This window comes from uncultured Streptococcus sp. (genome assembly GCF_963521865.1).
Taxonomy (GTDB): Bacteria; Bacillota; Bacilli; order Lactobacillales; family Streptococcaceae; genus Streptococcus.
This window is the reverse complement of record NZ_CAUQWY010000020.1, coordinates 24,924-35,064: the sequence shown is the minus strand read 5'-3', so window position 1 is coordinate 35,064 and position 10,141 is coordinate 24,924. Positions and strand designations below refer to the sequence as shown.

Annotated in this window: 10 protein-coding genes and 1 pseudogene; 9 read left to right on the top strand and 2 right to left on the bottom strand. The window is 38.6% G+C overall.

What is annotated here, in order from left to right; translation table 11 throughout:
- The 4 genes and pseudogenes from RWO85_RS06710 to RWO85_RS06695 form a co-directional block, all read left to right on the top strand.
- Positions 1-350: pseudogene (locus tag RWO85_RS06710) on the top strand (aminotransferase); the annotation flags it as partial.
- A gap of 234 nt (positions 351-584) precedes the next feature.
- Positions 585-1,160: a DUF2625 family protein gene (locus tag RWO85_RS06705; RefSeq protein ID WP_160165279.1), complete on the top strand. Its 576-nt coding sequence runs from the start codon at positions 585-587 to the stop codon at positions 1,158-1,160.
- Between the two features lie 245 nt (positions 1,161-1,405).
- A complete protein-coding gene (rpmH, locus tag RWO85_RS06700) occupies positions 1,406-1,540 on the top strand; it encodes a 50S ribosomal protein L34 (protein ID WP_000831905.1) in 135 nt (44 codons plus the stop codon).
- Between the two features lie 136 nt (positions 1,541-1,676).
- Entirely contained in the window at positions 1,677-3,641 is a 1,965-nt protein-coding gene (locus RWO85_RS06695; RefSeq protein WP_314414858.1) for a peptide ABC transporter substrate-binding protein, read from the top strand.
- Positions 3,642-3,663: 22 nt separating this feature from the next.
- On the opposite strand, the gene RWO85_RS06690 is transcribed toward RWO85_RS06695, so the two are convergent.
- Positions 3,664-3,810, bottom strand: coding sequence for a hypothetical protein (locus tag RWO85_RS06690; RefSeq protein WP_314414856.1), 147 nt, complete (start codon positions 3,808-3,810; stop codon positions 3,664-3,666).
- 73 nt (positions 3,811-3,883) lie between these two features.
- Positions 3,884-5,728, bottom strand: a complete 1,845-nt coding sequence (locus RWO85_RS06685) for an APC family permease (protein WP_314414853.1) — start codon at positions 5,726-5,728, stop codon at positions 3,884-3,886.
- Positions 5,729-5,885: 157 nt separating this feature from the next.
- Here RWO85_RS06685 and RWO85_RS06680 point away from each other — a divergent pair, with 157 nt between their 5' ends.
- The 5 genes from RWO85_RS06680 to RWO85_RS06660 all read left to right on the top strand — a co-directional run bounded on the left by RWO85_RS06680 (position 5,886) and on the right by RWO85_RS06660 (position 10,062).
- A complete protein-coding gene (locus tag RWO85_RS06680; RefSeq protein WP_314414851.1) occupies positions 5,886-6,659 on the top strand; it encodes a TatD family hydrolase in 774 nt (257 codons plus the stop codon).
- Positions 6,659-7,219 (top strand): ribonuclease M5, encoded by a 561-nt coding sequence (gene rnmV / locus RWO85_RS06675; protein WP_314414849.1) that lies wholly within the window; start codon positions 6,659-6,661, stop codon positions 7,217-7,219. The genes RWO85_RS06680 and rnmV overlap by 1 nt, the downstream gene beginning before the upstream one ends.
- Before the next feature lie 71 nt (positions 7,220-7,290).
- Complete coding sequence (locus RWO85_RS06670; protein ID WP_314414848.1) at positions 7,291-8,202, top strand: XRE family transcriptional regulator; 912 nt, start codon at positions 7,291-7,293, stop codon at positions 8,200-8,202.
- 319 nt (positions 8,203-8,521) lie between these two features.
- On the top strand, positions 8,522-9,001 hold the full coding sequence (locus RWO85_RS06665) for a hypothetical protein (RefSeq protein ID WP_314414846.1): 480 nt from the start codon (positions 8,522-8,524) through the stop codon (positions 8,999-9,001).
- A gap of 764 nt (positions 9,002-9,765) precedes the next feature.
- Positions 9,766-10,062 (top strand): lactococcin 972 family bacteriocin, encoded by a 297-nt coding sequence (locus tag RWO85_RS06660; RefSeq protein ID WP_314414844.1) that lies wholly within the window; start codon positions 9,766-9,768, stop codon positions 10,060-10,062.
- Positions 10,063-10,141 lie beyond the last annotated feature (79 nt).

Genomic DNA, 10,141 nt, shown 5'->3' with positions numbered 1-10,141 from the left:
CCTTGGGTGGTCACCAATCAGTCGATGAATTGCTCCTTCCTGGTGGACGAATTTATGAGCAAAGAAATTTCATCTACAATGCTATTCAAGAGATTCCAGGTCTCTCTGCTGTTAAACCCAAGGCGGGGCTCTATATCTTTCCTAAAATAGACCGTAATATGTACCGTATCGATGATGATGAGCAGTTTGTCCTTAATTTCTTGAAGCAGGAAAAGGTTCTCTTGGTTCATGGTCGAGGCTTCAACTGGCAGGAACCAGACCACTTCCGTATTGTTTACCTTCCTCGTGTTGATGAACTAGCCCAAATTCAAGACAAGATGACTCGATTCTTGAAACAGTATCGTAGATAGGGGTTCTATAGGGCTCAACTAGATTTTAGCGTTTTATCTCAGAGAAAGCGAACATTTTTATGATTTAAACGTTACCTCTCTGAGATTTTTATTTTCTTGGAAGAATACTGGGCAGGTATAACATCTTGAAAGATTAGAATTTATTATTAGAATCTTTAATATTACAAACATTAGTAACTATGAACTACAAGAGTAAAGATGAGTAGTGGAGAATAGGTAAATAAAATGATAACTATGAGAGAGATTCTTGAAAAATTTGATGAAAGTTCCAATGATATTAAGTTTTTAGAATTTAATAAAAAAATAACGGATACTATAGAAACACCACAAGAACTGAAGTTTATCTTAGAACATTTTTCTTATATAACTGTTAATGGTTATTTAAAGATTTTGGGGAATGACTCAGAGAATGGATTCATCTATTGTAATGAATTGTTTTCAAAATGTTATAATCCTAATCGTTGTTTGATAGCTTATGATATTTTGGGTGGTCTATTTGCAATAAATATTGAAAAATTAAATTCAATAGAATATTTTGCCCCCGATACATTAGAATGGGAGGATTTGGAGATAGATTATAAGGGATTTTTATATTGGGTGACTACAAATCAGTTAGACCTATTTTATCAAGAACTTATAGTATCAGATTTGTTCGAATTAGATTTATCGCTTGAAACGAATGAAGTTGTTTTGACCTATCCATTTATGTGGTCAATGGAGTACACTCCATCAGGTGCGGTTAGAAAAATAGTTCCTTTTAAAGAATTGTTAGAAATGAATGCTAATTTTTGTAGACAGTTTGGGATATGAAATCGGTGGCTTCAATATAGGAAATGTATGTTAGCAAGAATTATTTTTTACTGATTTGTTCGCATCTGAAGAGAATGTTACTCTTAACTGTTTCTGATAAGGGCTTACATTCGAAAAAGCTGGAAACATTTGCCTTGAGCTATTGACAAAAGTAAAAGAATCAGATAGAATAGTAAAGTATGTTTAGTAACTGATCACTTTATAGCCGGCTAAACGAATACAAAATCTATGAGGAGGTATTCATCGTGAAACGTACTTATCAACCAAGTAAACTTCGTCGTGCGCGCAAACACGGATTCCGTAACCGTATGTCAACTAAAAACGGTCGTCGCGTATTGGCAGCTCGTCGTCGTAAAGGACGCAAAGTTTTGGCTGCATAATCCAAACGAATTCTATCAAAAATCAGTAGGAACTCGAGTCTACTGATTTTTATTTTTGTAAAAAAGTACAAAAAGCTTTATATTTTTGCTTGAATAGTGTATAATATTTCACATACTGTAAAAATGGAGAATAATCATGAAGAAATCAAAAGTTATGCTTTTTGGAGCTATGGCTTTGACAGCAGGTCTAGCTTTAGCAGCGTGTGGATCATCTCAATCAAGTAATGCAGACAAGACTTACTCTTATATCTTTGTCAATAACCCAGATACCTTGGATTATATTACCTCTACCCGAGACTCTACATCTAGTATCACAACCAACTTGATTGATGGTTTGTTGGAAAACGACCAGTATGGCAATCTCATTCCATCTATGGCTGAGTCATGGACTGTGTCAAAAGATGGTTTGACCTACACTTATAAGATCCGTCAGGGGGCTAAATGGTACACTTCTGAAGGAGAAGAGTATGCGGATGTAACCGCTCATGACTTTGTGACTGGTCTTAAGTATGCGGCTGATAAAAAGGCTGAAAACTTGTACTTGGTACAAGACTCTATCAAGGGGCTAGCAGACTATGTTGAAGGGAAATCATCTGATTTTGGAACTGTTGGTGTTAAGGCAGTGGATGATTACACACTCCAATACACCCTCAATCAACCTGAGACTTATTGGAACTCTAAAACAACAGCAAGTATCCTTAGTCCTGTAAACGAAGCTTTCTTGAAGTCTAAGGGAGATGACTTTGGAAGTGTGACGCCATCAAGTATCTTGTCAAATGGTCCTTACTTATTTAAATCATTCACATCCAAATCTTTGATTGAACTTGACAAAAACCCTAACTATTGGGATAAGGACAATGTTAAAATCGAGAAAGTGAAACTCTCTTTCTTTGACGGTTCTGACCAAGACAGCATTGCTAGAGGTTTCTTGGATGGTAATTATACAGATGGCCGTATCTTCCCAACAAGTTCGGTCTTTGCTGAACTTAAGAAGGGCAATGAGGACAAGATTACCTATACACCGCAAAACTCAGTTACTTTCTATTATCTTTTCAACGTGAATCGTCAAAGCTACAAGCAGACGATGAAACAGTCTGATAAGGAAAAGACAGATTCACGCGCAGCTATGCAAAATAAAGATTTCCGTCAGGCTATCAACTTTGCCTTTGACCGTCATGCCTATGCGGCGCAGACAAATGGTGAAGATGGAGCAGACCGTATCTTACGTAACACAGTTACACCAAGTAACTTTGTCCAAGTTGGCGATAAGAACTTCGGTGACATTGTCAATGAGAAAATTGTCAACTACGGCAAAGATTGGGCAAATATCAACCTAAACGATGGTAAGCAAGCCTTCTTGAATCCTGATAAGGCTAAAGAGAAGTTGGCTAAGGCCAAAGAAAGTCTGCAAGCTCAGGGAGTAACTTTCCCAATTCATTTGGATATGCCAGTTGACCAAACTGCTAAACTAGATGTACAACAGGCCGGATCTTTCAAGCAAACAGTAGAAGCAACTCTTGGTAAGGAGAATGTAGTCATCGATGTTATCCAACTTTCTCCAGATGAAAAAGACCAGGCAACCTACTTTGCAGATACAGCGGAACAAAAAGACTACGATATTGACGTCTCAGGATGGGGTGGAGACTACTCAGATCCTAAGACTTACCTAGCCATTCTTGATCCAGAGACAGGTTCTCAGTTGAAAAACATGGGCTTGTCTGAAGGAAAAGACAAGGAAGTAAAGGACAAGATTGGTCTTGCTGACTACAAGAAACTCTTGGATCAGGCTGATGCGGAAATCACAGATACTCAAGCTCGTTATGAAAAATATGCTGACGCCCAAGCTTGGTTGACAGATAGTGCCTTGTTCCTACCAGTTCAAAGTGGCGGAGCCAATCCAATCTTCCGTAAGACAGTACCGTTTACAGGCCCATTCTCATTTGTTGGTCATAAGGGAAATGCGGACAACTACAAATATGTTGAATTGCAAAAAGAGCCAGTAACTGCTAAACAGTACCAAGAACTCTATGAAAAATGGCTGAAAGAAAAAGCTGAGTCAAATAAAAAAGCTCAGGAAGATTTAGCTAACCACATTCAATGATATTCCTAGTCATGCTTTTCAGTTAATACTCTTCGAAAATCTCTTCAAACCACGTCAGCATTGCCTTACCGTATATATGGTTACTGACTTCGTCAGTTTCATCTACAACCTCAAAGCAGTGCTTTGAGCAGCCTGCGGCTAGCTTCCTAGTTTGCTCTTTGATTTTCATTGAGTATAAGCATAGTGGCTGGATTCAGAAAAAGGCCTTACCAGATGCTTTTGATTCTGGTAGGGCCTTTTCTTTATTCTTTTAAGTGATAAGAGTAGCTAGCGACAACGACGTCTTGGTGCCAACGAAGGGCGTATTTGAGTTTGAGACTCATCTGATTGTGCAGGATATTCTGCCAAGGTTTATTAGGGATAAACTGGGGAACGAGGACAGTGACTGTATAGTTCTTTTTCTGTGCTTCCTCAGAAATTCGTTTGACATACTTGACAGTAGGGGTGATGATGTCGCGATAGCTAGTCTTGATATTTTTCAGAGTAATGGTTGGGAAGTAATCGGCAAATTCTTGGAGAATTTCTTGATCTTTTTCTGCTGTTTCCTTGGTAGAAATATGCATGGCTAGGACTTCGTCACCGATACTTTGAGCGTAGTTAATGGCTCCGACACTGACTCGGGTGACATTTCCTACTAGGACCAGAACCAGATTGCCGTCGTAAGTACGTTTTTCGATGCCTTCATAGAGTCGCAGTTGTTGGGCTACTTTTTGGTAATGACTGTGAATTGCCAAGAAGAGTAGGGTGAGTACGAGAATAATCGGGAAGAATGGCCAGATATCACTGAGACGGAAAAAGAGCAAGATTAGTACAATCGCGTAGCAAATGATTGCCCCAATGATATTAGCAAGAGCAGGTTTTAAGAAGTTGGCTCCTTTTACCTTTTTCCAATGACGAATCATTCCAGTCTGAGATAGGGCGAAGGGAACGAAGACTCCGATAGTATAAAGAGGAATCAAGCGTTCAGTATTGCCATTAAAAATGAGAAGAAGAATCATAGCCCCAAAAGCCAGAGTTAAAATTCCATTGGAGTAGCCTAGGCGGTCTCCTTTTTCCATAAAGAGATGGGGCATGTATTTGTTTTTAGCCATATTGTAAGCCAGCATAGGGAAGGCCGAAAAGCCAGTATTTGCAGCTACGGCCAAAATCAGGGCTGTGGAGAATTGGAAGATATAATACCCAAGGTGGCCTAAGAAGGAAGTGCCAAGGATGCCTTGAGCCATCTGTGAAAGAATAGTTTCTCCGTGTTGAGGCATAATCCCCATCCAGTAGTTTAGGAAGGTGATACCAGCAAAAAGAAAACCTAAAATCAGTGACATAATGGTCAAGGTTTGAGCGGCATTCTTTTCTTTGGGAACTTTGAAAAAGGGAACGGCATTTGAAATAGCTTCAACCCCTGTCAGAGAGGCAGAGCCGCTGGTAAAAGCTCTTAGAATGAGAACGATAGACAGGCTCGGAACAGCATGCCCAATAGGTGAAGTTGCCTGATAGCTGAGAGACCCTGTCATTAGTTGAAAGATTCCGTAGAGTAATAGAAAGACAGTACTGATGATAAAGAGATAGACAGGAATCATCAGTGAACTGGCAGATTCTTTTAAGCCCCGTAAGTTCAAGAGCATGAGCAAGCAAACCAGAAAAATGGAAATGTGGAGGTTGTAAGGGTGAAGAGCAGGGAGAGCTGCTGTGATAGCGTCAGCTCCAGATGCAACGGATACCGCTACGGTTAACATATAGTCAACCAGAAGACTGCCTCCAGCGATCAAGCCAAGTTGGGGAGATAGATTTTCTCGAGTAACCATATATGCCCCTCCCCCTTGAGGGTAGGCATGGATGATTTGACGGTAGGAAACGGTCAGACTAGCTAAGAGCAGGAGGACAAAGAGGCCGATAGGAAGGCTCCACCATATAGCTAGAGGAGAGAGACTAGCCAAGACCAGGACTACTTGCTCAGGTCCATAGGCGATGGAGGACAAAGCGTCGCTTGACAACATGGCTAGTGCCTGCATTTTTCCCAGTAGTCCCCCTTCGCCTTCGGTTAAGGACTTAAGAGGACGACCGATAAAGGTCTGTTTTAATTTTGTAAACATAGTTATTTCCTTTGTTGAAAAATTCAATAAGTGTTATTATACTGCTTTGGAAAAAGAGCGTCAAGAGATGATGATGGGTTTTAGAATATTTTTTTCAGATGAGGAGAGAGGTCAGTTTTTTTGCTATAATAGTAGATAGAAAACGAGGTTAGAAGAGATGATTTTTGATACACATACACACTTGAATGTAGAAGAATTTGCAGGTCGTGAGGCAGAAGAAATTGCCTTGGCTGCTGAGATGGGTGTGACACAGATGAATATTGTTGGTTTTGATCAACCGACGATTGAGCGTGCCTTGGAGTTGGTAGATGAGTATGACCAGCTCTATGCGACTATCGGTTGGCATCCGACAGAAGCTGGAACTTACATAGAGGAGATTGAAGACTACTTGCTTGATAAGCTCAAGCATCCCAAGGTTGTTGCTTTAGGTGAAATTGGATTGGACTACCATTGGATGACAGCACCGAAAGAGGTGCAGGAACAGGTTTTTCGCCGTCAGATTCAGCTGTCTAAGGACTTGGATTTGCCTTTTGTTGTCCATACCCGTGATGCGCTGGAAGACACCTATGAGATTATCAAGAGCGAGGGTGTTGGTCCTCGTGGTGGTATCATGCATTCATTTTCAGGAACGCTTGAATGGGCAGAGAAGTTTGTCGCGCTTGGCATGACTATTTCCTTCTCAGGAGTGGTAACTTTCAAGAAGGCAACTGACATCCAAGAAGCAGCTAAAGAGTTACCTTTGGACAAGATTTTGGTGGAAACAGATGCCCCTTACCTAGCTCCTGTTCCTAAACGGGGTCGTGAAAATAAAACAGCCTACACGCGCTATGTAGTGGACTTTATAGCTGACTTGCGTGGGATGACGGCAGAAGAGCTAGCGGTGGTAACAACTGCAAATGCAGAACGAATTTTTGGATTGGACAGCAAGTAATGAAAGAGAAAATTTCCCAAGTTATCGTGGTCGAAGGGCGCGATGATACGGCCAATCTCAAACGCTATTTCGATGTAGAGACCTATGAGACTCGAGGTTCTGCTATCAATGAACAGGATCTAGAGCGGATTCAGCGCCTGCACCAGAGTCATGGAGTCATTGTCTTTACAGACCCAGATTTTAATGGGGAACGGATTCGGCGCATGATTATGACGGTCATTCCAACAGTTCAGCATGCCTTCCTCAAACGAGATGAAGCTGTTCCCAAGTCCAAGACCAAGGGACGTTCCCTGGGAATTGAGCATGCCAGCTATGAAGATTTGAAAACGGCTCTAGCTCAGGTGACAGAACAATTTGAACATGAGAGTCAGTTTGATATCAGTCGTAGCGACTTGATTCGCCTTGGTTTTCTAGCAGGAGCAGATAGTCGTAAGCGACGAGAATATCTAGGAGAAGCTCTCCGAATTGGCTATTCCAACGGCAAGCAACTCCTCAAACGCCTAGAGTTGTTTGGAGTCACCTTGGCAGAAGTGGAAGAAGCTATGAAATCTTATGAGTAGGAAAGATGTAGCCGTTACAATTTTTAAAGTTTCACAGTATTTTTCGAAGTAGGTAGAAGAGGAGGCGTCTGATGTTAATTGGTCAAAAAATCAAAGAGATTCGGATAGAAAAAGGAATTAGTCGTCCAGATTTTTGTGGAAATGAGCAAGAACTGACAGTTCGTCAACTATCGCGAATTGAAAGTGGAGCTTCGCAACCAAGTTTGCCGAAGTTAGACTATATTGCTCGTCGGTTAGGAGTTCCAGCTTATAGCCTTATGCCGGATTTTTCAGCTCTTCCTTCTGCTTATTTAGAATTGAAATACCAGATTTTACGTGAACCAATCTATGGTAAAGAAGAGGAGTACGATAAGAAAGAAGCGTGTTTGGAAGAGATAGAGAACTTGTTTTATGAGCAACTTCCTAGTGAGGAAAAAGTATGGTTTGAAGCTACTAGAGCAACGATAGATGTTATTCGAAGCGGACGACCAGAATATGGGGAAACCGTACTGGACGATTATTTTAAAACAATTTATGATAAGGAATTGTTTTTGATAAATGAATTAGAAGTTATCAACTTATATTTTGCTATAGTGCTTACAAAGATAAAACAAGGTCAAAATCAGATTGAAGAAATTAACAGAATTCATTCGTTTTTAGTTCGTTTGACAAATCATGTAGAATTAATTGCACCAGAATATCTGTTTGCTTTAAGTAACACTTTGTTTTCGGGTCTAGCCTGTTTGGATAATTTGTCGTCTTATGATTCACTAGAAGCTTATATCTTTAGCCTTAATCATATAATGGAAAAAACACAAGATTTCCAGAAGAAACCAATTATATTAATGTTGGAGTGGAAATTATCTCTGATAATAAAGAAAGATTACGTCTCTGCTGAACAGTTCTATCAAAAATCAAAGATATTTGCTGATATAATAGAGAATTCTTATTTAGTTACCATGTTGGAAAAACAATGGCAAGAAGATTTAAAAAAATATTTATAAACATAGTGAAGCAGTGACAAGAATGTCCTTGTTCTAGCATGGAAACAGTTCTAAAGTTCGTCTTTGGGGCTGTTTTTTTAGATATAAGCTAAAAATGACACGAAATGGTTGTATTTTAAGGACATTGATGTCATTGATAGTGTGATAAAGATGGAGTATAATGACTATAAAAGTTCATTTCAGGGTGCTATTTTGACAATTTAGAGAAAAACAAATAATTTTAGAATATCATTTGGTAATATAATAGTATCAACGTTGATAATGGAAAGAGGAGCAAGTAACTCAATAATCTTGCGACAAAATAAGAGGAGGAAACAAAATGAAAAATAAGATTTTAACAAAAACAGCAATTGTTTTAAGTTGCTTTTTAACATTAAGTACTGTTGCTCTCCCATCTGCAACTGCTTTTGCTTCTACATATTCAGTTTCGGATAAAGCAACTCAAGTTTCAAAACGTTCTACGGCAACTAATAGTGAAGGAAAACATATCTACGTAGATAACGGACGTATATTAGAATTTGATAAAGATACTGTTTCGCAAGAGGATATCCAAGCTGCTAAAATGGACAGAGGAAAGTGGTCTTTTTCAGTTACAGCTATTCGAAAAGGTTATAGTAAACTCCCTTCGAATGTTAAAAGATGGATAAATCAATATATAGGATTGAATTCTATATTGAGTACACTAGAACACTTTACTGGTTGGATTGAAGATGGAATCTACCAGGCTTGTAAGCGTGCAGGTATGCCAGATTGGATGGCTTGGACAGTAGCTAAAGCTTTGACCTTGATAGCACTATAGTTTATGAAAAAATTAAAAAAATACCTTCCATTCTTTTTCTGTCTACTATACCTAATACACGGAATACTTGATTTATCAACTTTAAATATTTTAGGTGCAATCTTTAAAATTATAATTAGTACTTTGGGTATAATAGTTACATATCCGTTTTATAAAGAAGGAAACGAATAATTTAAAGAAATAATTCTGTAATCAGTCTTACTTAGTTATTCTCATAGTAGTAGGAATAATCCGTGTTTACCATCTGCGAGTAATAAATAATAATCCTTAAAAAAGTCTCTGACAACTAGTGATTGATTTTTCTCGGATTAGTTTCACACAATTGTTTATACGAATGATTGGAGATTATGTTAAATTTACTTTGTGGTATTTTGCAATCAGAGTACATCAAATAGGCACCTTTTTATGTGTCCTTCGTTTTACAATAGGGTAAGAATATTTATAAACATAGCGAAGTAATGACAAAAATGTCCTTGTTATCGTATCAAAACAGCTCTAAAGTTCGTCTTTAGAACTGTTTTTTTAGATATAAGCCAAAAATAATATGAAATAGTTAGATTTTAATGACATTGACGTCCTTGATAGTGTGATAAAGATGGAGTATAATGACTATAAAAGTTCATTTCAGGGTGCTATTTTGATAATTTAGAGAAAAACAAATAATTTTAGAATATCATTTAGTAATATAATAGTATCAACGTTGATAATGGAAAGAGGAGCAAATAACTCAACAATCTTGTAATCAAAAATAGAGGAGTATCAATATGAAACAAACAGTTAAAAAATTAGCCCTTGTATCGAGCATTGCAGCAACATTAGGTGGAAGTGTAGCAGTAGTATCGGCCGCGGTTAAGTATCCAGATGGTGGTGTCTGGACGTATGGTTCAGGTGACGGAGGTGCTTACTCAAACTACTATCACTCTTCAGAATATCATAGCTCAACAGTTGTTAGTAGAAAAACTGGTTCATCTGATAAGGGATATGCTAATGCAGGGGGAACATCTCGAGCTTGGATTCGTACTGCGTGGGCCGAGCAAGTAAGTTTCTATTATAATTATTAAAAATTACACACGAGAAAGTAAAAATATTTCTGGGTGAATTGATAACGATGCTTTACTTGGTCATCTTCTCACTAAGTGA

Bases quoted from the DNA above. Each gene is read 5' to 3' on its own strand.
- RWO85_RS06665 (WP_314414846.1), top strand. From the start codon at position 8,522: ATGAAAAATAAGATTTTAACAAAAACAGCAATTGTTTTAAGTTGCTTT.
- RWO85_RS06685 (WP_314414853.1), bottom strand. From the start codon at position 5,728: ATGTTTACAAAATTAAAACAGACCTTTATCGGTCGTCCTCTTAAGTCC.
- RWO85_RS06705 (WP_160165279.1), top strand. From the start codon at position 585: ATGAGAGAGATTCTTGAAAAATTTGATGAAAGTTCCAATGATATTAAG.
- rnmV (WP_314414849.1), top strand. From the start codon at position 6,659: ATGAAAGAGAAAATTTCCCAAGTTATCGTGGTCGAAGGGCGCGATGAT.
- RWO85_RS06690 (WP_314414856.1), bottom strand. From the start codon at position 3,810: ATGAAAATCAAAGAGCAAACTAGGAAGCTAGCCGCAGGCTGCTCAAAG.
- RWO85_RS06670 (WP_314414848.1), top strand. From the start codon at position 7,291: ATGTTAATTGGTCAAAAAATCAAAGAGATTCGGATAGAAAAAGGAATT.
- RWO85_RS06680 (WP_314414851.1), top strand. From the start codon at position 5,886: ATGATTTTTGATACACATACACACTTGAATGTAGAAGAATTTGCAGGT.
- RWO85_RS06660 (WP_314414844.1), top strand. From the start codon at position 9,766: ATGAAACAAACAGTTAAAAAATTAGCCCTTGTATCGAGCATTGCAGCA.
- RWO85_RS06695 (WP_314414858.1), top strand. From the start codon at position 1,677: ATGAAGAAATCAAAAGTTATGCTTTTTGGAGCTATGGCTTTGACAGCA.